Source organism: uncultured Brevundimonas sp., assembly GCF_963977465.1.
Classification (GTDB): domain Bacteria; phylum Pseudomonadota; class Alphaproteobacteria; order Caulobacterales; family Caulobacteraceae; genus Brevundimonas.
Map to the genome: position 1 here is coordinate 1 of NZ_CAXBOQ010000005.1, position 25,585 is coordinate 25,585.

The following is a 25,585-nucleotide window of genomic DNA, read 5'->3' on the forward strand; positions in this document are numbered from 1 at the left end:
GCGTCCGGGATGACAACGGCGCAACGGCTGGCTGACGAACAAACGCGATGTTAGCCTTGCCTATGGGCTCCACCAGAACGCTCCACCGCCTTGCCGCCGTCGGAGCCGTCGTGTTCGCGGCGGCCTACGTCGTCTTCGTCGCGCTGATGTCGGGCCGCCCTCCGCTATGGGTCGCGGTTTGGGAAATGATCATCCACGGCGGGGGTAGCGCATGGATCGCATGGGGCCTGATCCTTGCCACCGGCATCGCCGCCTTTTTCTTGCGGGGCCGGGCTGCGGGGAGCGATCGGACCTTAATGGCCATCCTCATTGTGGAGCCTGTCGGCTGGATCACGGGAGACATTCTCTACCGGGCGCAATCCGTCGAGAACGCTGAATACTGGAGCTACTTCGCCGATCCGACGATGTTCCGCTGGCTGCTTGCGCCCTGGTTCTCAGGGTACAGCCTCGCGCTGTCGTTCGCCTGTCTGGGGCTATGGGCGGCCACCCTGCCGACATCGCCCAATCCAGCGCGCTGAAGTTCCGCAACGGGGCAGCCCCCCTCACCCCCTGGCCAGCCACGCCTCCACGCCCTTGGCCGCCACCACCCCGGAGGCCAGCGACGCCTGCAGCAGATAGCCGCCGGTCGGGGCTTCCCAGTCCAGCATCTCGCCGGCCACGAACACGCCCGGCCGGGCCCCCAACATCAGGCCGGGATCGACCGCGTCCAGGGCCACGCCCCCGGCGGTCGAGATGGCGCGGTCCAGCCCCTGAACCCCGGTCAGTTTCAGCCGCAGCGCCTTGATGCGGCGGGCCAGCTTGTCGGCCCCCTGCGGCAGGTCGCCCGGCACCTCGCGCAGCAGGGCGGCGGCCACAGGCGACAGCCCCCCGGCCTTGCGCAGCCAGTTGGCCGTGCTGTCCTTGCCGCGCCCGGCCTCCAGCCGCGCCGCCAAAGCCTCGATCGACAGGTCGGGCCGCAGGTCGACGGTCAGCAGGGCCGAGCCCTCGGCCGCGATCGCCTCGCGCAGGGCCGCCGACAGCGTATAGACCGCCCCGCCCTCCAGCCCGTAGGTCGTGACCACGGCCTCGCCGCGCACGGTGCGCCCGGCGAACTCCAGCGCCACGCCCTTGAGCGGCTGGCCGGCGAAACGGCTGCGCACCACCTCCGACCAGTCGACGTCAAAACCCATGTTCGACGGTCGCAGCGGCACCACCGCCACCCCCGCCGCCTCCAGCGGTTCGACCCAGCCGCCGTCCGAGCCCAGTTTCGGCCAGCTGGCCCCGCCCAGGGCCAGGACCACCGCATCGGGCCGTTCCAGCCGCTCACCGTCCGGCGTCTCGAACCGCAGGGCCTCATCATCGCTCCAGCCGGTCCAGCGCGAGCGGGTGCGCAACTCCACCCCCAACCCGTTGAGCCGCGCCAGCCAGGCCCGCAACAGGGGCGAGGCCTTCATCGCCCGCGGAAACACCCGGCCGCTGGAGCCGGTAAAGGTGGCCTGGCCCAGACCCTCGGCCCAGGCCGTCAGCTCATCCGGCGAAAACGCGTCCAGCCACGGCGACACCGCCCCGGCGGCGCTGCCATAGCGGCCCTCGAACGCCGCCTGATCCTCCGAATGGGTCAGGTTCAGCCCGCCGCGCCCGGCCATCAGCAGTTTGCGCCCCGGCGACGGCATCCGCTCGTGCACGGTCACGGTCGCGCCCGCGCCTGAACCCATCTGGGCCAGCCGTTCGGCCGCCATCAGCCCGGCCGGTCCGGCCCCGACGATGTGGATGGTCTTCGCTGCAATACTCATGGCGCGGGTCCTAGCCTGTTCCGCGCAGCGCGTCATCGCGACCCCTCTGCTTTCGTCATCCCGGCGAAAGCCGGGACCCAGCGGCGCCGAAGGCGATCTGTTCACGCAGGCTGTATCCAGCAGAGGGGGTCCGCGACAGGGTCGCGCTCGCGCGCGCCGCTGGGTCCCGGGGTCGCTGCGCGCCCCGGGATGACGACAGCAGAGGGGGCGGACAAAAAACCGCTCAGGGAACCGGCGCGCACCCGATACGCTGCCTCACCATGAGTGTTGCCTTTACCCGTGAGGAAGATCTGGAGGCCACGGCCGCCGATCTGCCCGACCGCCCCATCTCGCCCCACGCCAATCTGGTCACCCCCGCGGGACTGGCCGCGATCGAGTCCGCCCTGGCCGCGGCGCGGGCCGCCTATGGCGCGGCCCAGGCCCATGGCGAGATCGAGACCGACCGCACGGCCATGGCCCGGGCCACCCGTGACCTGCGCTACTGGTCGGCACGGCGCGCCTCGGCCCAGCCGGTCGAGATCGCGCCCGCCGACGGCCGCGTCCGCTTCGGCGGCTCGGTCACCCTCGAACGCGACGACGGCCGGGCCCAGACCTGGCGCATCGTCGGCGAGGACGAGGCCGATCCCGCCAACGGCAGTGTCAGCCATATCTCGCCCCTGGCCGTGGCCCTGAGCGGCAAACGCGTCGGCGACAGCGCCGTCATCGCCGGGCGTGAGGTCGAAATCACCGCCGTTGACTGAGGCATCTTCGCGCCGAAGGTTGTCCCCGGCGGCGTGATGGCTCAAACAGGGCAGGACGGGCGGACACCCGCCCCGGGACCGTGCGCCGCGCGCCGGTTCCACCCCGACCTCCCGGCGCTCCTGCAGCGCGAAGCGCGACAGCGCCACGAAAGAGAGACCTCCATGGCCCGCAAGCCCAACTACAGTTTCGAACGGATGGAGCGCGACCGCGCCGACGCCAAGAAGGCCGCCGAAAAGGCCGCCAAGAAGGCCGAAAAGAAAGCCCAGGCCGCCTGGGAAGCCGGCGAGGGCCCCAACCCCAACGACGCGCCCGCCGAAGACTAGATACCGGCCATCCCGGGGCCTCGACCGTCCTTACGACGGCGAGGCTCGGGGTCACGCCCGCCTGCGCCTGACTGACCACCTGTCACCCCGCCGCCGGAGCCCGCCCCGCGATGACCCAGACGATGTCACAGACCCTGACCGTCACCCGCCTGCTGACCGACAAGGCCGACCCGGGCCGCACCGAACGACGCACCACGTCCGAGTCCGCCGCCGCCGCCCCCGGCGAGGCCATCCTGCGCCCCGACGTCTTCTCCCTGACCACCAACAACATCACCTATGCCGCCTTCGGCGACGCGATGAACTACTGGGACTTCTTCCCGACCGGCGAGGCGGACTTCGGCCAGATGCCGGTCTGGGGTTTTGCCGATGTCGTCGCCTCAGCCGTCGAGGGCATCGCCGTGGGCGAGCGCTTCTACGGCTACTGGCCGATCGCCAGCCATCTGCGTATGCGCCCCGACCGGGTCGGCGAACGCGGCTTCTACGATGCCGCCGAGCACCGCCTGCCCCTGACCTCGGCCTATAACCAGTACAGCCGTTGCAGCGCCGACCCGTCGTACCGCGCCGCCGACGAGGCCTGGCTGGCCCTGTACCGCCCCCTGTTCGTGACCGCCTTCATGCTGGCCGACTATCTGCAGGACAACCTGGCCTTCGGCGCGCGCCGGCTGCTGATCTCCAGCGCCTCGTCCAAGACCGCCTATGCCACCGCCTTCTGCCTCGGTGATACCGTCGCCGGGGCCGGGACCGAGGGTCCGGAGCGCATCGCCCTGACCTCGCCGCGCAATCGCGACTTCGTCGCCGGCCTGGGGGCCTACGACCGCACCCTGACCTATGCCGATATCGAGACCCTCGATGCCGACACCCCGACCCTCTATGTCGACTTTTCCGGCGACACCGAACTGCGCGCCCGCATCCACCACCATTTCGGCACTGCCCTGACCCACGACTGTTTCGCCGGCAGCGCCGCCAACACCGATTTCCTCAGCCCCGCCGACCTGCCCGGCCCGGCCCCGCAATTCTATTTCGCCCCGCACCAGATCAAGAAGCGCAACGCCGACTGGGGCCCGGCCGAGGTCAACCGCCGCCTGCACACCGCCCAGTCCCGCTTCATCGCCCACGTCGCCGCCGCCAAACCCCCGTGGATGCGCCTGGTCGAAACCACCGGCTTCGATGCCGCCGCCGCGGTGATCCGTACGCTTGCTGACAGCGGCGGCGAACCGGCCGAGGGGCATGTAATCAGGTTGAAGTCCTAGCGCGCGGCGAAGCCGCCAGGCCGCGTCGGGTCGACAAGGCGGAGCCTTGTGACCGCGGCCCAACAAGAATGCGCCAGCCGCAAACGCCGGTCCCTCTTGAAAGCCCTCCCGTTGGCGGATGGGGGAGGGTTGGGTGGGGGTGACACTCTGCCCCGCTGAGTCTCCGGCACTGCCGTGCCTCCACCCCCATCCCCGGCCCTTCCCCCATCGAGGGGGAAGGGAGAGATTGTGCCGCCCCGTCTCCTCCCTGTCGCGCAGCGATGGGGAGGGGGACCGCGAAGCGGTGGAGGGGCGCTAGCCGGGCGTTGGAAACGTATTCTGGATGCAAGCTACCAACTGAGATTTCGTCTCGTCCGGCAGGGCCGCATCCCAAACGATTGTCTGGGAGTGGTTGGTATCGAAGTGCGTTTTCTGTTGATCGAAAATGGACCTCTCACAAGTGTAAATTACTGGCTTCCCGAGCCCCTCCGCAAAGCCCGCTTCCCAGTACGCTCCGTTGTTTGCGTGAGTGAGATCTGCGATGACAAATCTCGCCAACCTGAGCCGGGATCGGAGGTAGTTGTCGATCAATCCCGCCGTTGGGCGGTCACGCAGTATCTCGAGACGGTTTCCTGTTTCCTCGACCGCCGGTCGAAAGATATTTGCGACGCACGTCTCTAGACTCTCGTCGCCATACTTCATTGCCATAAAGGCAAATGGCTCGCTCGTTCGCCCTTTTGCGAGTTCACCCGCTCGGACCCAACCGCTCAACGTTGGAGATATGTGAATGACGTTAGGCCCGCCGAGCGTCGACGCGTCCGCGCCGGACAGATAGCCACCTCGTACCATCTCTCTGGCCAGTGATTTGGCGGCAACCATATCGATTGCCCCGGCGGCTGAAGTGAATGCCGGGTCGATATTCTTATAGGTTCGTCCCGCGTGCCTTAGTTTGACGGCAAGGTAAGCAAGGACGTTGTCCACCTGCTCGGGAATTGATGGCAATGAAGCTGACTTCAGAGCGATCTCGATCGTGTCGGCCATAAGAACCGGCGGCTCGCTGCCCAGCTCGGTCTTCCACCTGAGGTCGTGACTTAGTGCGCGTGCCTGCTCATCACTGCTCCTGTGACCGTCAACCATTGCCGTTCTGGAAATGATGAACTCGCCACACGCCTTGCAGACCACCCGAGCGCGGTCAAAGCCAGGAACGGGGCTTATGGTCGGCTCCTGGCCATCCATGTTTCGGCAGATCGGGCAGACGTCGCCAGTCATTGCGATCAACCTAATACGATTCCAAAATAAAAACCCCCGGCTGTTTCCAACCGGGGGTTCTCGTTTTTCAACGTAGGCCTGGAAGCGTGGACTAGAAGTCCATGCTGCCCATGTCGGGGGCGCCGCCGCCACCCTTCTTGGAGGCGTCGGCCACGGCCGCTGCGGTGGCGATCATGATGCCGGCCGCCGAAGCCCCCCCCTCACCCCACCTTCAACCGCACAATCGCCGCCAGCTCCTCCCGCCCCGCGATCGCCGCCTTCGACAGATCGTGCTGGGTCTGCAAATTCATCCAGAACTCCGCCGTGGTGCCGAACACCCGCGCCAGCCGCAGGGCCGTGTCCGGGGTGACCGGCTGGAGTTCGCGGACCAGACGCTCGATCCGGGTCCGGTCCTTCAGCCCCATGGCCCGGGCCAGGGCCCCGGGGGTCAGGCCGTAGTCGGGCAGGAAGTCCTCGCGCAGATGCGCCCCCGGATGGGCCAGGGGTTCGGCGAAGGTGGTGTCGTCGTGGGCGGTGCCGGCGGCGGTCATGGGGGCATCCTCAACGGTCATCCACAAACCGGTGCCGGCGGCGGTCGCCCTATGCGGCCAGCGTCAGTCGCTCGATGCCGGCAACGATATTCGGTGCCCGGCTGCGGGCCCGGGCCAGGTCAAAATTGTTCTGGGCGGTGGTCAGCATTTCCGCCGACACGCCGAACGCGGCCTCGATCTTCAGCGCCATTTCGTGGCTGAGCGCGCGCTTGCCGTTCAGAACATTGTTCAGGCCGGGCCGGGCGACCTTCAACACGTCGGCAGCCTGAACAATGTTCAGGCCAAAGGCCGGGAGAATTTCATCCCGGATAATTTCACCGGGATGCGCCGGAAACGGCAGCTTGGGCATCAGGACAATTTCCCTTGGTCAGGTTGGCTGTATCCTAATCCGATACACCGAAATTTTCAACGAAATTTACGCGCGGCAATCGGTGCCTGCTTTTTCGACGCCACGGCCCGCGGCACAGGTTCCACGCGGGTCCGGAAACGAAAGCCGTATCCAAAGACGGTTTCCAGGAATTTTCAGTGGTAATCTTCGAAATCGAGATCGGTAATTTCACCGGACTTCTGATCGAGTCGAAACGTCAGGCGATAATTTCCACTGACCCACATCGACCATTTGCCGGGAAATTTTGGCGTCAGCTCGTGGAGTCTCCATCCGGGGAAGGAATCCGCCACCACACGAACGGTCGCGGCAGCCTCCAGAACGGTGATCTGCTGATGAATCTTCCGCACCAGGGCCGCATCCAGCCCCTTCACATTCCTCGGCTGGGGTGAGGCGGCAATCGCCCGAATCGCCTTGTGTCTTATGGATTTGATTTCCAAGCGCGCGATTCCCCGGGCGGGCGGCGGGACATATGTCGGCAAACAAAACACGCCTCGGTGGTATCGACAAGTGCCTAGACAACCAAAAAGGGCGGCCCCATCGCTGGGACCGCCCTCTTCTGTTCGTTCAGCTTGCGTGGCTCCCCGGCCCGGTCTCGCGGGCCGCTGACGCGACCCGCTCCTCCACCGGGGATGTGGACTAGAAGTCCATGCCACCCATGCCGCCGCCCATGCCGCCCATGTCGGGGGCACCGCCGCCGCCGCCCTTCTTGGGGGCGTCGGCCACGGCGGCTTCGGTGGTGATCATGATGCCGGCGACCGAGGCCGCGTCCTGCAGGGCGGTGCGAACCACCTTGGCCGGATCGATCACGCCCATCTGCACCAGGTCACCATACTCTTCGGTCTGGGCATTGAAGCCGTAGGTGGCGGACTTGTTGTCCAGCACCTTGCCGACCACGATCGAGCCTTCGACGCCGGCGTTTTCGACGATCTGGCGGATCGGGGCCTGGATGGCGCGACGGATGATGGCGATACCGGCCGTCTGGTCGGCATTGTCACCCTTGAGGCCGTCCAGCGCACGGGTCGCCTTGAGCAGGGCGATACCGCCGCCGGGGACGATGCCTTCTTCAACCGCTGCACGCGTGGCGTTCAGGGCGTCGTCGACGCGGTCCTTCTTCTCTTTCACTTCGACTTCGGTCGAGCCGCCGACGCGGATCACGGCAACACCGCCGGCCAGTTTGGCCAGACGTTCCTGCAGCTTCTCCTTGTCGTAGTCCGAGGTGGTGTCCTCGATCTGGCGCTTGATCTGGCCGATGCGGGCCTCGATCTCGTCCTTGCCACCGATGCCGTCGACGATGGTGGTGTCGTCCTTGGTGATGGTGACCTTCTTGGCCTTGCCCAGCATGTCGAGGGTGACGTTCTCGAGCTTGATGCCGAGGTCTTCCGAGATCACCTGGCCGCCGGTCAGGACAGCGATGTCCTCCAGCATGGCCTTGCGGCGGTCACCGAAGCCCGGGGCCTTGACGGCGGCGACGCGCAGGCCACCGCGCAGCTTGTTGACCACCAGGGTGGCCAGGGCCTCGCCCTCGATGTCCTCGGCGATGATCAGCAGGGGACGACCCGACTGGACCACGGCTTCCAGGATCGGCAGCATCGACTGCAGCGACGAGAGTTTCTTCTCGTGCAGCATGATCAGAGGCTCCTCGAGCTGGACCTCCATCTTGTCGGCGTTGGTGATGAAATAGGGCGACAGGTAGCCGCGGTCGAACTGCATGCCCTCGACGACGTCCAGCTCGGTCTCGGCGGTCTTGGCCTCTTCAACCGTGATGACGCCTTCGTTGCCGACCTTTTCCATGGCCTTGGCGATCATTTCGCCGACTTCGACGTCGCCGTTGGCCGAGATGGTGCCGACCTGGGCGATTTCCGAGTTGGCGCTGACCTTCTTGGCCGAGGCCTTGATGTCGGCGATGACGGCGGTGACGGCCTTGTCGATGCCGCGCTTCAGATCCATCGGGTTCATGCCGGCGGCGACGGATTTGAGGCCTTCCTGCACGATCGACTGGGCCAGGACGGTGGCGGTGGTGGTGCCGTCGCCGGCCTTGTCATTGGTCTTGGAGGCGACTTCGCGAATGAGCTGGGCGCCCATGTTCTCGAAGGGATCCTCGAGCTCGATCTCTTTGGCGACCGAGACGCCGTCCTTGGTCGAGCGCGGCGCGCCGAACGACTTCTGGATGATGACGTTGCGGCCCTTGGGACCGAGCGTCACCTTGACGGCATTGGCGAGGACGTTGACGCCGCGCAGCATCTTCTCGCGGGCTTCGGTGGAGAACTGAACTTGTTTGGCTGCCATGTGAGGCGGCTCCTGTGTCTAGAGTGTGTGAGGAAAAGTCGAGGAAACGCCGGTGCTTACGAAAGCACGCCCAGCACGTCCGACTCTTTCATAATGATCAGGTCGTCACCGTCGATCTTGACCTCGGTGCCCGACCATTTGCCGAACAGGATGCGGTCGCCGGCCTTCAGGTCCATGGCGACGTGCTTGCCGTCCTCGTCACGACCACCGGGGCCGACCGAGACGACTTCGCCTTCCTGGGGCTTTTCCTTGGCCGAGTCCGGGATGATGATCCCGCCCTTGGTCTTGGATTCTTCTTCCACGCGCTTGACCAGCACGCGATCGCCGAGAGGACGAAACGCCATCTGTGTATTCTCCGATTGCAGACTTCCAGAATTGGTCGCCAGCGCCTCGGGACCGGTTTTGGCAGCCGATGCCGTCGAGTGCTAACGTGAGGGGCAAGTAGGCAGACGGCGTCGCATCGTCAAGCGGGGCGGGCAGATATTCGCCGATCCGGTCGATGCGCCGCGGCCCCGCGGTCGCCACCGCGGATGAACGCAGGATGAACAGGGGCCGGTGATCAGGTTCAGGCCGGTGCGGCTACAATGTGGTCAACATTCCGGCAGCCTCGCCGACCACGCACCGAAGGGACGGACCATGACCATCTTCTCCAGAATCACCCTCGCCGCCCCGGCCCTGGTCGGCGCCATGGCGCTCAGCCTCGCCGCCGCCAGTCCGGCCGACGCCCAGAGCCGCTACCGCACCCATGACAACGACCGCGACCAGACCGGAGATGTGCTGATCGGTGCCGCCATCGGGGCCCTGGCCGGGGCGCTGATCGGCAATGGCGACGGCACCTATGTCGCCGGCGGTGCCCTGGCCGGGGCCGCCATCGGGGCCTCCTCGAACAGGGGTGACAACTGCAGCTATTACCGCGGCGGCCAGTGCTACCGGAACCAGGGTCACTGGGAACGTGAGCACGGCATCAACCGCAATCGCGACTACGGCAACGGTTATGGCAACGGCTATGGCACCAACTACGGCACCAGCTACGGCTACGGCGACAACCGCGGCTACAGCCAGTCCACGCGCCAGAGCGCCAACTGCAGCTACTACCGCGACGGCACCTGCTACCGGAACCAGGGCCACTGGGAACGCGAACACGGCATCAACAGCCGCGACCGCAACCAGCGCAATGACCGTCGCGACTACCGCTACGACCGTCGCTACTAGGTCGTTACGGGTCTGACCCCATACGTCCGGTCGCGTAGCCTTTGATCGGACGGGCGAGAAGGCGGCCCCCGGAAACGGGGGCCGCCTTTTTCATGTCTTCCCTCTCCCGTTGGGAGAGGGCTTGAGCGCGCGGCGGCGAAGCCGTCGTCCTTGCGCTCAAGGGTGAGGGTCTATCATTCACATTCGGCGCAAGTCGTTATGGTCGCCCCTAAGACCGTCGCCTTCTGCGCCAAAGCGCGACTCCCGCGAACGCGGCACTCGTCGCCAGGAGCCCCAATACGACCAGCGCTGGCCCCGGGATCGGGGCATCTCTAGTCAACTCCGCCAGTGATTTGCGCGGCGCTTCCAGAGGCTCCGGCCACAGGCCGAACATCTCGCGAATGGCGTTCGCTTCGGTGCTGCCGCGTCGGAAGACCAGCGCCCCGGAGCAGACGCCCTGGATAACGACATAGGCGTCGATGCCGTCCGCCGCCGTCGAAGGCGGCAGTTTGCGAAGCGCGAAAACATAGCCGCCGCTTATGCGTTCAGGCGGCCCGTTATTCGTCATCCGAGACCAGAAGACCGTGACCGTGGACGGCACCGTCCCCGCGATGGTGTGGTTGATCTCGACCGTCAATCGGGCCCGGTCGGTCGCGCTTCTGACGTCACGACGCTTTGCGCGGGGCGCATCCGGGTGGTTTGCAAGCCACTTCTCGACCCACGCCTTGCGCGCAGGCGAGGTCTCGCGAACATCCTTCGTGACATATCCCACGACAACAGCATCGGCCTGCCGCGCATCGGTCAGCTTCGGCTCTATGTAAACCGGGCAGGCGTCGGCCGAAGCTACGGTCAGCAAGGATATCGCCGCTATTGCCGCCGCCGCCGATCGATAGGCTGTCATCCGAATCCACGCCCGCTCATCGAGGCAGTTTCTGCGGCGGAGGGTTAAGGTCCACTTTCGACCCTTCGGCATCGTCCCGACGCCACCGGTGCGCCCTTGTCATCCCGGAAGCGCCGAAGGCGCTATCCGGGACGCTTGACCGCCTCAACCCGACCCTCCCGGAAGCGGCGTCAGCCGCTGTCCGGGAGACAGGTCAGGATCCAGCGCGGCGGAACCCGTGTCCCGGATAATCGCGCCGCGATTTCCGGGAGGCCCCGAAGAGGGGGATCGCGCCGTCCCGGATCGCCGCAACGCGACGTCCGGGATGACAAGGTGCCCCGATCTTTGGGCATGGCGACGGACCGCTCTCGACCCATTGCAGACGTTGGCTCGACCTGCCTACGGTTTGTGCATGAATGAACTCAAGCCTCCGCCCCTTGCGGCCTCCCCGGAAGCTACAGAGGTCCTCAGGGTCTGGGCAGCCCACGGTTCTCAGCAGCAGTTCACGCTGCAACCGACTTGGGATGATCCTGCGACGTGGGGGCTTCTGCTTTCGGATTTAGCTCGTCACGCAGCGAAAGCTTACGCGGCTCAGGGGCTGTCGGAGACCGAGGCGTTCGAGCGAATCATGGCAGGGCTTCGGGCCGAGTTGGGCAACCCAACTGACCTTCCGTAAAACGTGGACCATGACTCAGCTGAGTCTCCGAACGTCCGCTTTCCATCCCTAGCGGACAGTCCATCCGTCCGCCTGCCGCGTCCCCCTCACCCCAGCAGCCGCTTCAACAGCCCCGCCGTCGACGGGTCCAGCCCGGCGGACGGCTTCCCCGCCTTCACATCCTTCAGGATCGCCTGCGCCAGCACCTTGCCCAGTTCGACGCCCCACTGGTCGAAGCTGTTGATGTCCCAGATCACGCCTTCGACGAAGGTCTTGTGCTCATACAGGGCCAGCAGGGCCCCCAGCGCCTCGGGCGTCAGCCGCTCCATCACCAGGGTGGTCGACGGCCGGTTGCCGGGAAAGGCCTTGTGCGGGGCCAGCCGGTCGGCCTCGGCCGTATCGGCTCCGGCGGCCAGCAGTTCGGCCCGGGCCACGGCCTCACTCTTGCCCAGCATCAGCGCCTGGGCCTGGGCCAGGGCGTTCGACCATAGGGGGGCGTCGCCGACGCCGTCGTCAGCCTCGTCCCCGGCGTGGCGCACGATGATGAACTCGGCCGGCACCACCTCGGGTCCCTGATGGATCTGCTGGAAGAAGGCGTGCTGGCCGTTGGTGCCGGGCTCGCCGAACACCACCGGGCCGGTCGGCGTATCGACCGGTGAGCCGTCGCGGCGCACGCCCTTGCCGTTCGACTCCATCTCCAGCTGCTGTAGAAAGGCCGGCAGCCGACGCAGGGCGTGGGCATAGGGGGCCACGGTCCGGGCCGGACGCTGCATCCCGGCGACATTGAACACCTGGGCCAGCCCCAGCATCACCGGGGCGTTGCGCGCCAGCGGGGCCGACAGGAAATGCGCGTCCATCTCGGCCGCCCCGGCCAGCAGCCGTTCGAAGACTTCTGGCCCGGCCGCCACGGCCACCGACAGGCTGACCGCCGACCACAGCGAATACCGCCCGCCGACCCAGTCGCGGAAGCCGAAGGTGTGGCCACAGCCGAAGGCCGCCGCCTTGTCCGGGGCGGCCGTGACCCCGACCAGATGGCGCTCACGCCCGGCCTCGGGCAGCGCCGTGGCCAGCCAGGTCCGGGCCCGCTCGGCATTGGCCAGGGTCTCCTGGGTGGTGAAGGTCTTGGACACCACCACCACCAGCGTGGTTTCCGGATCCAGTCCGGTCAGGGCCTCGGCCATGTCGCGCGGATCGATATTGGCGACGAAACGCAGGTCGATGTCCGGATCCAGCGGCCGCAGCGCGTCCCACAGCAGGCGGGGCCCCAGATCCGACCCGCCGATGCCGATATGGACGATGGCGCGGAACGGCTGGCCCGTCGCCCCGGCCTCGGTGCCCGACCGCACCGCCGTGGCATAGGCGGCGATGGCCTGTCGGACGGTGGCGACCTCTTCCGAGACCGGCTCACCCAGGGCGTGGAAATCCGCACCCGGTCCGGCCCGCAGCGCCGGATGCAGAACCGCCCGGCCTTCGGTGCCGTTGACGGCCTCGCCCGCGAACAGGGCGGCGCGACGCCCCTCCAGATCACAGGCCCGGGCCAGGGCCAGACAGGCTTCAAACCCCTCGCGGCTCCAGCTCTGTTTCGACAGGTCCAGCCACAGGCCGGCCGCCTCGAGGCCCAGCCGCGCCGGGCGCCAGGGATCGGCGTCGAATTGGTCGAGGATCGCCGTTTCCGCGTCCATGCGCGCGATTTTTTCAAGGGTCGCCAGGGCCTTGGTGCGCGGCGATGTCACGGGCATGTCAGCAAACTCCTGGCGGCAATCAAGCTCTCGTTTACGGGTCAGGCGTAAGCCGGTTCAACCGCTGATTCGCGAATTCTGCCCCGAGAGGTCTGCCATGTCCTGTGGTCTCGCTATTGCTTCCATGCTGCTGCTCACCAATCCCGATGTCGCCCTGGCCGCGGCCCAGCCGCCCGCTGCGGTCGACGCACCGGTTTCGGTGGCGGGTGAGCCCCTGTTCGCCGACATCGTCGCCCGGTCCGGAACGCTGAAGGCCGTGGTCGACGGCTGGGCCGCTGGCGGCGTCGCCGACCAGCCCGGTTTCATGACCGGCGACGTATTTTCCGGCTTCAAGGCCCGCGCCGCCGAACTGGCCGATCTGGACATGCAGGGCCATATAATTCTGCGCGAGCGCGGCACCGACGGCGATCTGAAATGCATCCTGCGCGGCATCGCCGAGGACATGCCGAAAAAGGTCGCTGCCGTCGAAGCCGCCACCACCGCCCCGGCCCGGGCCGACGCCCTGTCCGAGCTCGCCTATCTGCTGAACGACAACGTCGAGGTCATCACCGCCCCGCCGCAGCCGGAATCCTGACTCTGTACTGAGGGTCTGAGATACCCTCTCCCATTGGGAGAGGGCTTGAGCGCCCGGGAGCGAAGCGATCGGTCGCGCGAAAGGGTGTGGGTCGGGTGGCGGCCCTCGGCGGAGCCGCGGCACGACCTCCGGACCTAGAGATCCAACCGCCTCGCATGATCCCGGATCGCCGCGATGATGCGATCGGGCCGGGTGAGAGCCTCCTCGTTGGTGAAACGGAGCACAATCCAACCGAGGGTTTCCAGCTCCGTCTGTCGCAAGTCGTCTTTCCGGGCAACGTCGTCACGCTGGTGAACGCCGCCGTCGATCTCAAGGATCAGCCTGAGACGGTCGCAGGCGAAGTCGGCGAAATATTTTCCGATGGGGTGCTGGCGACGGAAGCGGTGGCCGTCGACCTTGCCGGCGCGCAGGCGGTCCCACAGCCGACGCTCGGCCAAACCGGCAGCCTGCCGTTGATTGCGCGCAAAAGCTGTGCGTTGCCCGGACACAACACAATCTATGGTGCAGGGCCTGACGGGCGCAAGAGCCGCGGCTTGCGCTGAAGGTCGACAGTCGACCCACACCCTTTCGCGCAAGGACGGCGGCAATGCCGCCGTGCGCTCAAGCCCTCTCCCAACGGGAGAGGGTTTAGTTACTCCACCCCGCTCAACGCCTCCACCACCACACCCTCGGTCAGCAGTTGCGGCAGCACCCGGGGTTCGGCCGACCCGGGTAGATAGAGCAGGTACAACGGCACACCCGATCGCCCGTGGCGCTGCAATTCAGCGCTGATCGCGTCGTCGCGCAGGGTCCAGTCGCCGACCAGATAGACGGCGTTGGTCCGCTCCAGCGCCGACTTCACGCGCGCCGAGGTCAGTGAGGTCCGCTCATTGATCTTGCAGGTCACGCACCAGTCGGCGGTGAAATTGACCAGCACCGGTCGCCCTTCGGCCAGCGCCGCCGCCACAGCCGGAGCCGACCAGGGGGCCGCGACCGGTCCGGACGCCGGGTCGCCGGGTTCCGTCACCGCCACCTCCGCCGGAATCACCGCCGCCAGCAGGGCCGTGGCTCCCGACAGCGCCAGCACGACCACGCCGACCGCCAGATGCAGTCGGCCGAGCCGCCCCGCCGCCCGTTGGCTCTGGCCGGTACCGACCAGCCAGAGACCCAGCGCCAGCAGCACACCCGCCGCAAACAACAGCCCCAGCGCATCGGCCCCCGCCTGACGGCTGAACACCCAGGCCAGCCACAGGGCCGTCGCATACATGGGGAAGGCCAGTAGCCCCTTGAGCCGTTCCATCCACGGCCCCGGTCGCGGCAGTTTCGCCAGCAGGGCGGGCGACAGGCTGACCACCACGAACGGCAGGGCCAGACCGAGGCCGAGACCGAGGAAGACCATCAGCGCCATCGGCCACGGCATCACCAGCGCCGCCCCCAGGGCGAAGGCCATGAAGGGGGCGGTGCAGGGCGCGGCCACGACCACCGCCAGCGCGCCGGTGAAGAAGGCCCCCAGCCCGCCGGGCAGGCGCGCGAGCGGCCCTGACCCGGCTCCCTGCAGCCCCGCGCCGATGTGGAAGACGCCCGACAGGTTCAGCGCCACGACCAGCATCAGCAGGGCGAGACCCGCGATCACCGGCGGCGACTGCAGCTGGAAGCCCCAGCCGATCGCTTCGCCCGCGGCCCGCAGCGCCAGCAGCGCCACGGCCAACAACAGGAAGGTGGTCAGCACCCCGGCGAGAAAGGCCAGGCCGTCGCGGCGGGCGCGGCCAACATCATGAGCGGCCGTGGCCAGCGCCGCCGCCTTCATCGCCAGAATGGGAAAGACGCACGGCATCAGGTTCAGGATCAACCCGCCGAGGATGGCGAACAGCACCGCCTGGACGAACAGGATCAGACTCGTGCCGCCCGCCGCCGCGCCGCCGGGTGCTGTGTCCGCAACCGCTTCCAGAGCGCCGGACCCGGTCGCCCCCGTCGGCATCGCGCCCGGCTCCGCCTCGATCTCATAGGCTCCGTGGGCGGTGACCAGCACACCCCCGACCGGCCCCGGCAGACCCGTCGCCAGGGTCTCGCCGCCGGGTTGCAGCCGCAACGTCAGGCCCTGCGGACCCCAGGTCCCGGTCTGGGCTTGCGGATGATCGATGACCCCGCCCGCGAACGGGAAGAAATAGCTCGGGCCCGGATTGAGCCCCGCCAGCGGTCCGCCCACCGCGCCCAGCGTCAGCCGGCCGTCCTCAAGCGCGATCCGCGCCGCGATGCCCGCCGGCCGCGGCGCGCTTTCCAGGATCGCCGTGATCGCCGCGCCGTGGCGGGTATCCAGCGGGGCGGCCCCCTCGCGGACCGGCAGGTCCAGACCCAGGGTCAGTTCGTCCGGTACGCACATCTCGTCGCTGCACACCAGAAACAGCGCCTTGACCGTCAGCGGCAGCGTCGTTCCCGGCCGGGCCGAGGTCGGAATTTCTACGGGGACCGGCAGATAGACCGTACCGGAATAGCCGTAGTTCATCAGGCCCAGCAGGCGCTGCCGTTCCGGAATCGGCCAGACGATGCCGCCGGCCCGCACGCCCTGCGGCAGGCTCCAGCCCAGGGTCGTGGCCCCGCCGGAATCGCCCGGATTACGCCAATAGGTATGCCAGCCGGGCTGGATGTCCTGACGCACCGCGACCACCGCCGTCGACCCGGGCGCGGCCCACTGCGACATCGCCACCAGTTCGGCCTCGATCCGCGGCGTCGACTGCGGTCCGCTCACGGCCTGGGCCGCAACCGGCATGGCGATCAGGGCCAGCAGCAGGCCGGTCAGGAAAAAGGTCAGTCTGCGCAAGGCGAATTCAATCCGGCGGCCGAAACAGCGGCAACTCTAACCAAACCCTTAGCGCGGAGCCACCGGCCTCAGCGTCGCGGGGCGGCCTCGACCAGCACCTCGGTGCGGCGACGCATCGGTTCGCGCGCCCCGGCCTCGGTCACGGCCCCCGCGTCACCCACACCCGCGACGGCAAACACCGGCACCGGCCAGCCGGCCGCCTTCAGCGCATCGGCGACCGCCAGGGCCCGGCGTTCCGACAGGCTCTGGTTGGCGGCTTCGCCACCCCGGGCGTCGGACAGGCCGATCACCTGGACCCGCTGGATATCGCAGTCGCGCAACTGGGCCGCCGTGGCCCCGATCGCTTGACGCGCGGCCTCGGTCAGCCGGGCCTCGCTGTCAGCGAAATAGATTTCAAACCGTTGTGGCACGCAGGTCTCCGGCGCGGCCACCAAGGCGTCCCGGCTCCCGAACATGCCGCTGCCCAGCCCGCACCCGGCCAGCGTCAGCCCTGCCGTCGCCACGATCAATACTGTCCGTTTCATCTCAACCCTCCAAAGGCCCCCGCCTCCCCGGCGGGTCCCGCACGCAAAAAGGGCGGCCCGCCGAATGACGAACCGCCCCGCTTCCGGACCGGGTCAACCCGGTCCGGACTGGCCTCGCCTAGTAGCGGCGCTGACCGTTTTCCCAGTAGCATTCGGTTTGACGGTTATCGTAGCAATAGTAGTACCGGCCTTGGGCGTCCTGATAACGCTGCTGGTTGGTCCGGTCCTGCTGCGAGCCACGAATGGCCCCGGCCGCGCCACCGACAACGGCACCAATCGCCGCGCCGCGTCCCGCATTGCCGTCGCCGACGTTGTTGCCGATGATGGCCCCGGCGACGGCACCGATGCCGGCACCGATGGCACCCTGGCGCACGGTCTGATTGCTTGCGTAAGGATCGCTGGCACAGGCTGTGGCCATAAGACCTGCGGCTGCAATCGCGATAACTGCCTTGTACATATTGATGTCCTTCATCCCTCGAGGGTTCGCCCCGTGGGGGAGAACGCTGGATTGTTGTGACGGTTCCCGCGCTATATTCCACTGCAAAGCTGTATTAGGCTTTGGATCCCGTGAATTTGTGCGGTCGCGCAGGGGGTGCGGTCCGGACTCACGGGGCAATTTGGGGGCTTCTATGCGATTTTCTCTACCTTTCAGAATGGCGGACGGCGGCGAATCCAGTCCGGTATGGGCCCGTTCGCGCAAGCGTTCCGGCGTGCCGCTTGTCGGACTTCTGGTCACACTTCTGGCCCTGTTCGGGGCGTTGACCGCCGTTCTGGGTATCAAGGAACAGTCGCTCGCGGCCGGCGGCGCGATTGTCGACGGCTGGATCAGCACGGGATGGGACGCGGCAAAGGGTCTGATCGGCAAGGCGCCAGCGGCCGCTGACGACGCTGCGGCCGAGGCCGGTGCGGCCGCGGCCAAGGCCGGCGAAGCCCTGCAGGAAGGAGCCGAGACCACTGCCAACGAGATGAAGAAGTAACCACCATCACCGAACCTGCCCGGCCGGAACATCGTCCCGGCCGGGACGTTCGGACCTGATGAGCGAAATCCTGATTGACCCGACGGCCACCACGGCCGCCGACTTCCCTGCCGAGTCCGGGTCTGCTGCCGCTCTGCCGGTGCTGACGGCCCATGTCGCATTGAAGCGGTTGATCATGCTGGTGAATCCCCTGTCTGGCGGGGTCGATGCCGAAGCCGTCGCGGAGGCTACGGCCATCCTCGCCGACTATGATTGCGAGTCCTCGGTCATCGAACTGAACCACGAGGATTTCGAAGCGCGCATCGACGAGGCCCTGGCGGCGGCACCTGATGTCCTGATCGTGCTGGCCGGCGACGGCACCGCCGGCACCATCGCCTCGCGCGCCGGACCGGACGGCCCGCTGATCGCCCCGCTACCGGGCGGAACCATGAACATGCTGCCGCGCGCCCTGTATGATACCGCCGACTGGAAGGTCGCCCTGCGGCTGGCCCTTGAACAGGGCGCGGCCCAAAGCATCGCCGGCGGCGAGATCAGCGACGCCGACGGTCAGCACACCTTCTATTGCGCCGCCATTCTCGGCTCAGCGGCCCTGTGGGCCCCGGCCCGCGAAGCCATCCGCACCGGACAGATGAAACTAGCCTGGGTCTATGCCCGCCGGGCCCTGCGGCGCGCTTTTGGCGGTCGGCTGCGCTATGCGCTCGATGGCGTGGCCGGGCGTCAAACCGAGGCGCTCGTCCTGATCAGTCCGACCATTTCCCGCGCCATCGGCGAGGATGCCGGGCTGGAAGCAGCGGCGATGAATCCGGCAGATGCGGTCCAGGCCATGCGTCTGGCGGCCCACGCCCTGTTCACGGGCTGGAGGCAGGACCCGTCCGTGCGCACCACCGCGACCCGCAACGCCAGAGTCCGGGCCCGCTCACGCATTCCGGCCGTGATTGACGGTGAACCGACCCTGCTGCGGCATGAGGCCACGATACGCTACATCCCCGAGGCGTTCAGGGCGCTGGCCCCCAACCGACCGGCCGTCGCAGAGGACGCCGCCTAGTGGGGCGTATTCTCCAGTTCTCCGACATTCATTTCGGGTGTGAACACCGGCAGGCCACGGCCGCAGCCCTCGACTACGCCCACACCACGCCCGCCGACCTGACGCTGATCACCGGCGACGTGACCCAGCGCGGCCATCCGGATGAGTTCCAGGCGGCGGGAGCCTGGATCCGGGCCATGCCGGAGCCGACCTTTGTCGTCGTCGGCAATCATGACGTGCCCTACTGGAATGCGATGGCGAGGCTGTTCTGGCCGTGGCGGGCCTTCGAAACGACAATCGGCCATCCGGCCCATGACCACCAGTTCCTCGGCGCGGCCCTGATGGTTCGGGGCGTGACCACGGCCCGGGGCTGGCAGGCCCGTCTCAACTGGTCCAAGGGCGTCATTGATCTGGACCAGACCCGGCGTGCCGCCGAGGCCCTGCGCCAGGCACCGATCGGAGCGCTGCGGGTACTGGCCTGCCATCACCCCCTGATCGAGATGCTGGGCGCACCGATGACCGGCGAGGTCCGGCGTGGCGAAGCCGCCGCCCATATCTTTGCTGAGGCCGGGGTCGACCTGATCATGACCGGCCACGTCCACGTGCCCTTCGCACTGCCGATCGAGCTGTCGGACCGCTATTCCTATGCCGTCGGCTGCGGGACCCTGTCATTGCGGGAGCGCGGCACGCCCCCCGGATTCAACCAGATCGACTGGGACAGCCAGGCCATCACCGTCACCGCCATGGGCTGGACCGGTGACCGGTTCGAACCGCAACAGGTCTGGCGGCTGCCGCGCCGACAGGACACCCGGGCCGCCGCCACCGCCCCTGACCCGACCGTCGCGGGGGCCATGGAACAGGCCGTAACCTGATCCCGAGGGCTCCCGAATGGGTCCGAACAGCAAAAAGGCCGCGATCCTGACGATCGCGGCCTCTTCGATTCCGTACTTGGCGCCAAGCCTAAAGCTTGCGTCCCTTGCCGGTGACGAAATGCACCACCAGCAGGATCAGGAACACGACGAACAACACATAGGCGATATTGATCGAGACGGCGGCGACGCCGCCCATATTCAGGGCCCCGGCGACGAGCGCCAGAATAAGGAAGATGATGGCATAGCGAAGCATCAGGTTTCTCCGGAGGCGATTGATGGAGACGCGTCCATCACGGCCACGCCTGCATCATCAACGCCTCCGACGAACCGGCGTTCCCCCACCTAGCGCCGTCGGCCGGCACCTTTTTCGGTGAAGGCCGCAGCCACCATCGTGGCCAGGGCCGGGTTACGCAGAAAGATGAAGCCCCCGGCAAGGGCCGCCGCAGCGCCCATCAGCGGCCGGTCCCGGAACAGGGCGAACGCCCGTGCCGCCAGACCTTCCGGCTCTTCTTCCTCTTCGAACTCGGCCCGGGCGAGGAACACCACCGCCACCACGATCGCCACCAGGGCAAACAGCAGGGCGGTGATGGCCGCTGCCGCGACCGGCAACATCAGCAGGGTCAGCGCATGATAAAGGGTCGCCCCCAAAGCGATCACGGCCACAAAGGCCGCGCCTGCCGCGACCGCCGTGGCGACGGCCTTGCGAACCAGACTGCGCCCGACCATCAGCGGCGGCGACCGGCCAGCAGCAGGCCCAGAACCACACCGACGCCAAGGGCGATCGCGGTCGACTGGACCGGCCGTTCCTGAACGCGCTCGGTGATGTAGCGCTGTGCCTCATCGATCCGTTCGGAGGCGTCGTCATAATATTCGCGGCCACGATTGCGGGCCTGGTCGTAATAGACCCGGGCACGGTCGCGCGCTTCCTCGCCCTTCTCGCGCAGCATGGCCTCGGCCTTGGTGGCCTTTTCGCGAAGACGGGCCTCGGCGGCCTCGGCCTTCTCGCGCAGACGCTGCGCTTCCTCACGGGCACCGACCGTCAGGTCTGCCTTCAGGGTCTTGATGTCAGCCTTGATGTCTTCTCGTGCCTTGGTCGTGGCCATGATGCGCTCCGGAGATAGGAATTGAATGTGATACCCGAACAAATAGGGTCGCCAAGCGTGAAACGCCAGCCGCCATCGACAGTTCCTGTTGCCACGCGAGCCCGCTGTGCGGGCCCGGAGACCTCACCCTATGGCGAAGCGCGGCGGTCCGACCTAGACAATGCAGATGACCTCCTGGCTGTTCCCGCCCGCCCCGACCCCGTCCCTGCCGATTTTCGGTGCCGAAGACCGCTTTCCGGTGCGTCGCATCCTCTGCGTCGGCCAGAACTACGCGGCCCACGCCCGGGAAATGGGCGGCGACCCGTCGCGTCCCGCCCCGTTCTTCTTCTCCAAGCCGGCCGACGCCCTCGTCACCGACGGGGCCGACCCGACCTATCCGCTGGCCACCGCCGACCTGCATCATGAAATCGAGCTGGTCTGCGCCGTCGGCGACGGCGGTGCCATCGTCGGCTGGGCCGTGGGCTGCGACCTGACCCGGCGTGACCTGCAGGCCGCGGCCAAGGCGGCCGGCCGGCCGTGGGACGCGGCCAAGGGTTTCGACCAGTCCGCACCCTGCGGGGATCTGACTCTCGGCAGCCTGCCTGATCCGGCCGCAGCGATCCGGCTTGAGGTCAATGGTGTGGCCCGCCAGACGGGCCGCCTCGACGACATGATCTGGAACCCGTCGGAGATTCTGGCCAAGGCCGGCGAGCTGTGGGCCCTGCAGGCCGGCGACCTGATCTTCACCGGCACCCCCGACGGCGTCGGCCCGCTGCTGGCCGGCGACCGGGTCGAGGCCACGATCGATGGACTCAGTCCGCTGGCATTCACGGTGAGGCCGCGATGATCCTGCACGGATACTGGCGCTCGGGTACCGCCTACCGCACCCGGATCGCCCTCAATCTCAAGGGCCTGACCTATGGCCAGGTCGGCGTCGACCTGCGCCAGGGCGACCAGAAGTCCGCGGCCTATCTGAAGCTCAACCCCCAAGGACTGGTGCCCGCCCTTGAGGTCGACGGCCTGGTCCTGACCCAGAGTCCGGCCATCCTCGAGTGGCTGGAAGAAACCCGGCCCGAACCGCCGCTGCTGCCCGCCGACACCACCGGTCGCGCCCGGGTCCGGGCCATGGCCGCCCTGGTCGGTTGCGACATCCATCCGCTGAACAATCTGCGGGTGCTGAAGGTCCTACGCGAATCGTTCGACGCGGCCCCGGCCCAGACCGACGCCTGGGCGGCCCGCTGGATCACGGCCGGATTCGCGGCCCTGGAAGCGCTGGTCGCCGAGCACGGTGACGGCTGGAGCTATGGTTCAACCCCCGGCCTGGCCGATTGCTACCTGATTCCGCAGATTTATTCGGCGCGACGGTTCCATGTGGCGCTGGACGCCTGGCCCCGCCTTCTGGCCATCGAATCCGCCGCTGAGGCCCACCCCGCCTTCATTGCAGCCCATCCGGACCGTCAGCCGGACGCCGACTGATCACCGACCGGCGCTCTGCGGGTAAGATTCTGTAAAAGTCTCGGTGAGGCGACCTTAAACTTTGCCGTTCAGGGTCTCCGGGTGAAGCCGTCCTCCCCCCAGTCTCCCGTCGCCAAACTCGCCCTGTCGGTGGTGCATCAGCCCGAGCGCGCCCTGCCGGCTCCGACCGGTGCGCGCGAGGAGGCGTTGCGCTTCCTGCTGCAGACCGCGGCCGACGCCGGTGTCGGGCTGATCGCCACCCGCCCGGAGGGCGACGGCGAACGCCAACTGGGTCAGGCCTGGCCCTTTCCCTCCCCCTTCCAGGTCACGGTCCGCACCGTACCGCTGAGTGAGGGTCTCGACCGGGTCGAGGCCCGGGCCCGTCGTTCGCTGGAACGGCTCGGCCTGCCGCGCGGCGACACCCTGCTGGTCTCCGAAGCCACCGACCTTGCCGGGGCCGACGGTCGCGCCCTGTGGGATCGCCTCAACACGCTCAAGGATCGCGGCCTGTTCCGGCGCGTCGGCTTCTGCGCCACGGTCGAGGACGGTCCGGCTCTTCTGGCGCGACGCTACAAGCCGGATGTGGTGCAGATGCCCGGCAATCTGCTGGACCAGCGCGCCCATCGGACCGGTATCCTGTCCGAACTGGCCGAGCTGGACGTGGCCGTCCACCTGTCGTCGGTCTTCGCCCGTGGCCTGCTGTTCATGAGCGGTGAGAACCTGCCGGACCATCTGGCCGAATATGCCCCGATCCTGTCGCGCACCCGTCGCCGGCTGGCCGAGGCCCGGATCGACCCAATGCAGGCGACCCTGGCCTATACCCTGGGTCTGCCCGAGGTGGCCGCAGTCGTCGCCAGCGTGGCCTCGGCCGCCGAGATGCGCGCCATCCTCGCCGCGGCCCACGCCCCCCGGCCCGATCTGGACTGGGAGGCGCTAGCGTTCGAGCAACCGGCGGCCCTGGCGCAAAGCCCCGGGACCGCCGCCCGTCGCGCGATCAGTAACGCAGCCTGATCCCGACATAGCCGGACCGGCCCGGCTCGCCGTAGCCGAACACCTGCTGGAAATGCGTGTCCGTCAGATTATCGATCCGCGCCGTCAGGCTAACCGCCGGGGTCACGGCCCATGCGCCTGACAGACCCGCAGTGACGAAGGCCTCGCGCATACCACCGGCGTCCGGCTGATCGCCTTCCGCCCGCACCGTCAGCGCACCCGACAGACGTGCGCCGCTCCAGCCCAAGGTCGCCGACCCGGCGTGTTCGGGCACCCTCAACAACCGTGCGCCGGTCGCACGATCCGTCGCATCGGTCCAGGCATAGGCCAGACTCAGGTCCAGCCCCCGACCCAGCACGGCCCGCCCCTCCAGTTCGACCCCGTCACTCCGGGTCCGGGCGATATTGACGTAGACGCTGTCGAAGGTGACCGGATCAAACACATAGGTGATCTGGTCCTCGACATTCAGCCGGTAGGCGGTGACCCGCCCCTGGATCCGGCCATCGGCCGAGGCCCAGCCGAGCGCCAGTTCGACGCTGTCGGCCGTCTCCGGCCTGAGCACCGGGAAGGGTGCGCCGGAAAAGCAGTAGTCACACACCGCCTGGCTGATCGACGGGGCCTTGAAACCGGTGCCCCAAGCCCCCGACAGGATGAAACCCCCCGCCATCTCCCAGGCCGACGACAGCCGGCCGGTGGTCGCCCCGCCGAAATCGTCGGTCTCGTCGCGTCGCAGGGCACCGGTGACGCTCAGTTCGGGCGAGACCTGCAGCCGCGACACGCCGAACACCGAGGTGACGCCGGTGCGGGCGCTCGCCCCGGTCGACAGGGCTCCGCGGTCGTCCTCGTGTTCAGCCCCCAGCGTATAGTCGACCCGGCCGGCGACGGCCGCCCCGGTCGCCTGCCAGCGATAGACTTGGCGGTCGGCGGTGAAGGTCGAGGCGAAACTGCCTTCGTTGGCGCGGGTCAGGTCAATCGCCGAAACACTGATCTGATGGTCCAGGCCCGCAGCCGCGAACAGCAGGCGTCCGCTGGCGGACCATTGCTCGCTAAGGGTGGTGTCGGCCGTGTCGGCCAAGGCGTAAGTCGGCGGCGGATTGCCGTCCAGACCGCCCGCACTGCGAGTCCAGCGCACCGTGCCTTCGACCCGCGCTGCCGGCGTGAATGCGTAACGACCCCGCAGGCCGGCGGTGGTGCTGTCAAAGCCGTCGCGCTCCGGATTGCCGTCAGCCGCGTCGGCGGCCGAAATCCCGTCCGTGTCGAAGCGCGACACCCAGGCCCCAAGCGCCCAGGTCTCATCGGCCCGACCCACGGCCAGCCGGCCGCGCACCGTATTGAACGACCCGGCCTCGGCCTCGGCCCGCAGCCCGTCGACCTCACGGGTGGTGAAGGCGATCACGCCACCGATGGCGGCTGAGCCCCACAGCGACGACTGCGGTCCGCTCAGCACCTCGATCCGCTCGACGTCGCCGAGGTCGAAGCCCGAAAAGTCAAAGGCTCCGTTGATCTCGGACGGGTCATTGACCGGCACTCCGTCGACCAGAACCAGGGTCTTGCCCGGCGTGGCCCCGCGCATCCGTACCTGGGCGATACCGGCATAGGCACCGGACCGGGTCACCGACAGCCCCGGAATATCGTTCAGAATGTCGGCGGCGAAGATCGCCCCGCGCTGTTCGATGGTGGCGGCGTCGATGACCCGCGCCCCCGGCGTGTCGGCGACAATGGCCGGCAGCCGGGTGGCGGTGATGATCACCTCGGGCAGGGGGACGGCCCGGTCATCGTCGGCACTCCGGGCGGTGGCGGGCAGGGCGAAAAGGGTCGCGAAGGCGACCGTGGACAGCAGGATGGACCGCTTCATCAGCGTATCTCCGTCAAACCGCCGCGAATGCGCGCGCCGCGGTGTTGAAAGCGACCGATCCGCCAGACCGGACGGTCTGGTGACGCATGGATCGGGTCGCTTCGACGGACGGATGCCTTCATCTTGAAGGCAGGACGGACCCCGCGCCTCTGCCTGGTCCCGGACAGCGGACGAACGACGTCGGCGGCCAGGTTTCCTGGCTTGCGGGTCAAAAACGCTGGATCACGCCTTCCCGGTTTCCCAGTGACGCCAGAGCCGAAGCCCCGGAACGATCAAACGTCTCGCCGCCTACAGTTGCGGGCACAGCCACGGTATCGCACCGTGTTCCCTAAACCGCCTGATCCGCTTGTGGCAGGCTGGGGCCACCCCGACAAGTCGATTGCGCGCCATTCCGCTTGAGGGCGGGGACGCAATCCTTCACCCTGTGCCGAC

General features: G+C 67.7%; 29 protein-coding genes and 1 riboswitch. Of the genes, 12 read left to right on the top strand and 17 right to left on the bottom strand.

Features of this window, described 5'->3' with window-relative positions; translation table 11 throughout:
• Nucleotides 1-110 precede the first annotated feature (110 nt).
• On the top strand, nt 111-518 hold the full coding sequence (locus AAC067_RS11085; protein WP_339932482.1) for a hypothetical protein: 408 nt from the start codon (nt 111-113) through the stop codon (nt 516-518).
• Between the two features lie 24 nt (nt 519-542).
• Here the strand turns inward: AAC067_RS11085 and AAC067_RS11090 are convergent, their stop codons facing one another.
• Nucleotides 543-1,772: a TIGR03862 family flavoprotein gene (locus AAC067_RS11090; protein WP_339932484.1), complete on the bottom strand. Its 1,230-nt coding sequence runs from the start codon at nt 1,770-1,772 to the stop codon at nt 543-545.
• 260 nt (nt 1,773-2,032) lie between these two features.
• Here AAC067_RS11090 and greA point away from each other — a divergent pair, with 260 nt between their 5' ends.
• The 3 genes from greA to AAC067_RS11105 all read left to right on the top strand — a co-directional run bounded on the left by greA (nt 2,033) and on the right by AAC067_RS11105 (nt 4,086).
• Nucleotides 2,033-2,512, top strand: coding sequence for a transcription elongation factor GreA (greA, locus tag AAC067_RS11095; RefSeq protein ID WP_339932486.1), 480 nt, complete (start codon nt 2,033-2,035; stop codon nt 2,510-2,512).
• Nucleotides 2,513-2,674: 162 nt separating this feature from the next.
• Nucleotides 2,675-2,836: a hypothetical protein gene (locus AAC067_RS11100; RefSeq protein ID WP_339932488.1), complete on the top strand. Its 162-nt coding sequence runs from the start codon at nt 2,675-2,677 to the stop codon at nt 2,834-2,836.
• 110 nt (nt 2,837-2,946) lie between these two features.
• Nucleotides 2,947-4,086: a DUF2855 family protein gene (locus AAC067_RS11105; protein WP_339932490.1), complete on the top strand. Its 1,140-nt coding sequence runs from the start codon at nt 2,947-2,949 to the stop codon at nt 4,084-4,086.
• A gap of 294 nt (nt 4,087-4,380) precedes the next feature.
• Here the strand turns inward: AAC067_RS11105 and AAC067_RS11110 are convergent, their stop codons facing one another.
• The 6 genes from AAC067_RS11110 to groES form a co-directional block, all read right to left on the bottom strand.
• A complete protein-coding gene (locus tag AAC067_RS11110) occupies nt 4,381-5,334 on the bottom strand; it encodes a hypothetical protein (RefSeq protein WP_339932492.1) in 954 nt (317 codons plus the stop codon).
• A gap of 200 nt (nt 5,335-5,534) precedes the next feature.
• Nucleotides 5,535-5,864, bottom strand: coding sequence for a HigA family addiction module antitoxin (locus AAC067_RS11115; protein WP_339932494.1), 330 nt, complete (start codon nt 5,862-5,864; stop codon nt 5,535-5,537).
• Nucleotides 5,865-5,913: 49 nt separating this feature from the next.
• Nucleotides 5,914-6,213 carry a HigA family addiction module antitoxin gene (locus AAC067_RS11120; protein WP_339932496.1) on the bottom strand — a complete coding sequence of 100 codons (300 nt, stop codon included), beginning with the start codon at nt 6,211-6,213 and terminating at the stop codon, nt 5,914-5,916.
• Nucleotides 6,214-6,386: 173 nt separating this feature from the next.
• Nucleotides 6,387-6,689: a type II toxin-antitoxin system RelE/ParE family toxin gene (locus tag AAC067_RS11125; RefSeq protein ID WP_339932498.1), complete on the bottom strand. Its 303-nt coding sequence runs from the start codon at nt 6,687-6,689 to the stop codon at nt 6,387-6,389.
• Between the two features lie 199 nt (nt 6,690-6,888).
• Nucleotides 6,889-8,538 carry a chaperonin GroEL gene (gene groL / locus AAC067_RS11130; protein WP_339932500.1) on the bottom strand — a complete coding sequence of 550 codons (1,650 nt, stop codon included), beginning with the start codon at nt 8,536-8,538 and terminating at the stop codon, nt 6,889-6,891.
• A 56-nt stretch (nt 8,539-8,594) separates the two neighbouring features.
• A complete protein-coding gene (groES, locus tag AAC067_RS11135; RefSeq protein ID WP_300445965.1) occupies nt 8,595-8,882 on the bottom strand; it encodes a co-chaperone GroES in 288 nt (95 codons plus the stop codon).
• 292 nt (nt 8,883-9,174) lie between these two features.
• On the opposite strand from groES, the gene AAC067_RS11140 reads away from it, so the two are divergent.
• Complete coding sequence (locus AAC067_RS11140) at nt 9,175-9,750, top strand: hypothetical protein (RefSeq protein ID WP_339932502.1); 576 nt, start codon at nt 9,175-9,177, stop codon at nt 9,748-9,750.
• Nucleotides 9,751-9,958: 208 nt separating this feature from the next.
• Here AAC067_RS11140 and AAC067_RS11145 read toward each other — a convergent pair whose 3' ends face one another.
• Together AAC067_RS11145 and pgi are read right to left on the bottom strand one after the other, a co-directional pair.
• Nucleotides 9,959-10,630, bottom strand: a complete 672-nt coding sequence (locus tag AAC067_RS11145; RefSeq protein ID WP_339932504.1) for a hypothetical protein — start codon at nt 10,628-10,630, stop codon at nt 9,959-9,961.
• A gap of 741 nt (nt 10,631-11,371) precedes the next feature.
• On the bottom strand, nt 11,372-13,003 hold the full coding sequence (gene pgi / locus AAC067_RS11150) for a glucose-6-phosphate isomerase (RefSeq protein ID WP_339932506.1): 1,632 nt from the start codon (nt 13,001-13,003) through the stop codon (nt 11,372-11,374).
• Nucleotides 13,004-13,127: 124 nt separating this feature from the next.
• Between pgi and AAC067_RS11155 the strand changes: the two genes are divergently transcribed.
• Nucleotides 13,128-13,577: a hypothetical protein gene (locus AAC067_RS11155; protein WP_339932508.1), complete on the top strand. Its 450-nt coding sequence runs from the start codon at nt 13,128-13,130 to the stop codon at nt 13,575-13,577.
• A gap of 134 nt (nt 13,578-13,711) precedes the next feature.
• On the opposite strand, the gene AAC067_RS11160 is transcribed toward AAC067_RS11155, so the two are convergent.
• From AAC067_RS11160 to AAC067_RS11175, 4 genes are all read right to left on the bottom strand, one after another.
• Nucleotides 13,712-14,140: an endonuclease domain-containing protein gene (locus tag AAC067_RS11160; RefSeq protein ID WP_339933175.1), complete on the bottom strand. Its 429-nt coding sequence runs from the start codon at nt 14,138-14,140 to the stop codon at nt 13,712-13,714.
• 68 nt (nt 14,141-14,208) lie between these two features.
• Entirely contained in the window at nt 14,209-16,374 is a 2,166-nt protein-coding gene (locus AAC067_RS11165) for a protein-disulfide reductase DsbD domain-containing protein (protein WP_339932510.1), read from the bottom strand.
• A 68-nt stretch (nt 16,375-16,442) separates the two neighbouring features.
• On the bottom strand, nt 16,443-16,898 hold the full coding sequence (locus AAC067_RS11170; RefSeq protein ID WP_339932512.1) for an OmpA family protein: 456 nt from the start codon (nt 16,896-16,898) through the stop codon (nt 16,443-16,445).
• Between the two features lie 118 nt (nt 16,899-17,016).
• Nucleotides 17,017-17,355 (bottom strand): YMGG-like glycine zipper-containing protein, encoded by a 339-nt coding sequence (locus tag AAC067_RS11175; RefSeq protein WP_339932514.1) that lies wholly within the window; start codon nt 17,353-17,355, stop codon nt 17,017-17,019.
• A 253-nt stretch (nt 17,356-17,608) separates the two neighbouring features.
• Here AAC067_RS11175 and AAC067_RS11180 point away from each other — a divergent pair, with 253 nt between their 5' ends.
• Genes AAC067_RS11180 through AAC067_RS11190 form a run of 3 tightly spaced genes read left to right on the top strand, consistent with a single transcriptional unit; the run spans nt 17,609 to nt 19,771 of the window.
• Nucleotides 17,609-17,875 (top strand): hypothetical protein, encoded by a 267-nt coding sequence (locus AAC067_RS11180; protein WP_339932516.1) that lies wholly within the window; start codon nt 17,609-17,611, stop codon nt 17,873-17,875.
• A gap of 58 nt (nt 17,876-17,933) precedes the next feature.
• On the top strand, nt 17,934-18,920 hold the full coding sequence (locus AAC067_RS11185; protein WP_339932518.1) for a diacylglycerol kinase family protein: 987 nt from the start codon (nt 17,934-17,936) through the stop codon (nt 18,918-18,920).
• Nucleotides 18,920-19,771 (top strand): metallophosphoesterase, encoded by an 852-nt coding sequence (locus tag AAC067_RS11190; protein WP_339932520.1) that lies wholly within the window; start codon nt 18,920-18,922, stop codon nt 19,769-19,771. The genes AAC067_RS11185 and AAC067_RS11190 overlap by 1 nt, the downstream gene beginning before the upstream one ends.
• Before the next feature lie 88 nt (nt 19,772-19,859).
• Here AAC067_RS11190 and AAC067_RS11195 read toward each other — a convergent pair whose 3' ends face one another.
• From AAC067_RS11195 to AAC067_RS11205, 3 genes are all read right to left on the bottom strand, one after another.
• On the bottom strand, nt 19,860-20,024 hold the full coding sequence (locus AAC067_RS11195) for a DUF1328 domain-containing protein (RefSeq protein ID WP_339932522.1): 165 nt from the start codon (nt 20,022-20,024) through the stop codon (nt 19,860-19,862).
• An 89-nt stretch (nt 20,025-20,113) separates the two neighbouring features.
• Complete coding sequence (locus AAC067_RS11200; protein WP_339932524.1) at nt 20,114-20,497, bottom strand: hypothetical protein; 384 nt, start codon at nt 20,495-20,497, stop codon at nt 20,114-20,116.
• The gene (locus tag AAC067_RS11205; protein WP_339932526.1) at nt 20,497-20,874 is read right to left on the bottom strand and encodes a DUF883 domain-containing protein; all 378 of its coding nucleotides are present in this window, start codon (nt 20,872-20,874) and stop codon (nt 20,497-20,499) included. The genes AAC067_RS11200 and AAC067_RS11205 overlap by 1 nt, the downstream gene beginning before the upstream one ends.
• 166 nt (nt 20,875-21,040) lie before the next feature.
• Between AAC067_RS11205 and AAC067_RS11210 the strand changes: the two genes are divergently transcribed.
• From AAC067_RS11210 to AAC067_RS11220, 3 genes are all read left to right on the top strand, one after another.
• Nucleotides 21,041-21,700, top strand: a complete 660-nt coding sequence (locus tag AAC067_RS11210) for a fumarylacetoacetate hydrolase family protein (protein ID WP_339932528.1) — start codon at nt 21,041-21,043, stop codon at nt 21,698-21,700.
• Entirely contained in the window at nt 21,697-22,329 is a 633-nt protein-coding gene (gene maiA, locus AAC067_RS11215) for a maleylacetoacetate isomerase (RefSeq protein WP_339932530.1), read from the top strand. The genes AAC067_RS11210 and maiA overlap by 4 nt, the downstream gene beginning before the upstream one ends.
• An 81-nt stretch (nt 22,330-22,410) precedes the next feature.
• The gene (locus AAC067_RS11220; RefSeq protein ID WP_339932532.1) at nt 22,411-23,319 is read left to right on the top strand and encodes an aldo/keto reductase; all 909 of its coding nucleotides are present in this window, start codon (nt 22,411-22,413) and stop codon (nt 23,317-23,319) included.
• Here the strand turns inward: AAC067_RS11220 and AAC067_RS11225 are convergent.
• Nucleotides 23,303-25,153 carry a TonB-dependent receptor gene (locus AAC067_RS11225; RefSeq protein WP_339932534.1) on the bottom strand — a complete coding sequence of 617 codons (1,851 nt, stop codon included), beginning with the start codon at nt 25,151-25,153 and terminating at the stop codon, nt 23,303-23,305. The genes AAC067_RS11220 and AAC067_RS11225 overlap by 17 nt on opposite strands.
• 168 nt (nt 25,154-25,321) lie before the next feature.
• Nucleotides 25,322-25,528, bottom strand: a riboswitch (cobalamin riboswitch).
• Between the last annotated feature and the right edge of the window lie 57 nt (nt 25,529-25,585).

Excerpts from the sequence above, each read along its gene's own strand:
- AAC067_RS11170 (WP_339932512.1), bottom strand. The coding sequence starts at position 16,898 with ATGAAACGGACAGTATTGATCGTGGCGACGGCAGGGCTGACGCTGGCC.
- AAC067_RS11195 (WP_339932522.1), bottom strand. The coding sequence starts at position 20,024 with ATGCTTCGCTATGCCATCATCTTCCTTATTCTGGCGCTCGTCGCCGGG.
- AAC067_RS11145 (WP_339932504.1), bottom strand. The coding sequence starts at position 10,630 with ATGACAGCCTATCGATCGGCGGCGGCGGCAATAGCGGCGATATCCTTG.
- AAC067_RS11225 (WP_339932534.1), bottom strand. The coding sequence starts at position 25,153 with ATGAAGCGGTCCATCCTGCTGTCCACGGTCGCCTTCGCGACCCTTTTC.
- groES (WP_300445965.1), bottom strand. The coding sequence starts at position 8,882 with ATGGCGTTTCGTCCTCTCGGCGATCGCGTGCTGGTCAAGCGCGTGGAA.
- AAC067_RS11210 (WP_339932528.1), top strand. The coding sequence starts at position 21,041 with ATGACCTCCTGGCTGTTCCCGCCCGCCCCGACCCCGTCCCTGCCGATT.
- pgi (WP_339932506.1), bottom strand. The coding sequence starts at position 13,003 with ATGCCCGTGACATCGCCGCGCACCAAGGCCCTGGCGACCCTTGAAAAA.
- AAC067_RS11155 (WP_339932508.1), top strand. The coding sequence starts at position 13,128 with ATGCTGCTGCTCACCAATCCCGATGTCGCCCTGGCCGCGGCCCAGCCG.
- groL (WP_339932500.1), bottom strand. The coding sequence starts at position 8,538 with ATGGCAGCCAAACAAGTTCAGTTCTCCACCGAAGCCCGCGAGAAGATG.
- AAC067_RS11120 (WP_339932496.1), bottom strand. The coding sequence starts at position 6,213 with ATGCCCAAGCTGCCGTTTCCGGCGCATCCCGGTGAAATTATCCGGGAT.
- AAC067_RS11185 (WP_339932518.1), top strand. The coding sequence starts at position 17,934 with ATGAGCGAAATCCTGATTGACCCGACGGCCACCACGGCCGCCGACTTC.
- AAC067_RS11105 (WP_339932490.1), top strand. The coding sequence starts at position 2,947 with ATGACCCAGACGATGTCACAGACCCTGACCGTCACCCGCCTGCTGACC.
- AAC067_RS11100 (WP_339932488.1), top strand. The coding sequence starts at position 2,675 with ATGGCCCGCAAGCCCAACTACAGTTTCGAACGGATGGAGCGCGACCGC.
- AAC067_RS11175 (WP_339932514.1), bottom strand. The coding sequence starts at position 17,355 with ATGTACAAGGCAGTTATCGCGATTGCAGCCGCAGGTCTTATGGCCACA.
- AAC067_RS11090 (WP_339932484.1), bottom strand. The coding sequence starts at position 1,772 with ATGAGTATTGCAGCGAAGACCATCCACATCGTCGGGGCCGGACCGGCC.
- AAC067_RS11110 (WP_339932492.1), bottom strand. The coding sequence starts at position 5,334 with ATGACTGGCGACGTCTGCCCGATCTGCCGAAACATGGATGGCCAGGAG.
- AAC067_RS11115 (WP_339932494.1), bottom strand. The coding sequence starts at position 5,864 with ATGACCGCCGCCGGCACCGCCCACGACGACACCACCTTCGCCGAACCC.
- AAC067_RS11205 (WP_339932526.1), bottom strand. The coding sequence starts at position 20,874 with ATGGCCACGACCAAGGCACGAGAAGACATCAAGGCTGACATCAAGACC.
- AAC067_RS11200 (WP_339932524.1), bottom strand. The coding sequence starts at position 20,497 with ATGGTCGGGCGCAGTCTGGTTCGCAAGGCCGTCGCCACGGCGGTCGCG.
- maiA (WP_339932530.1), top strand. The coding sequence starts at position 21,697 with ATGATCCTGCACGGATACTGGCGCTCGGGTACCGCCTACCGCACCCGG.
- AAC067_RS11140 (WP_339932502.1), top strand. The coding sequence starts at position 9,175 with ATGACCATCTTCTCCAGAATCACCCTCGCCGCCCCGGCCCTGGTCGGC.
- greA (WP_339932486.1), top strand. The coding sequence starts at position 2,033 with ATGAGTGTTGCCTTTACCCGTGAGGAAGATCTGGAGGCCACGGCCGCC.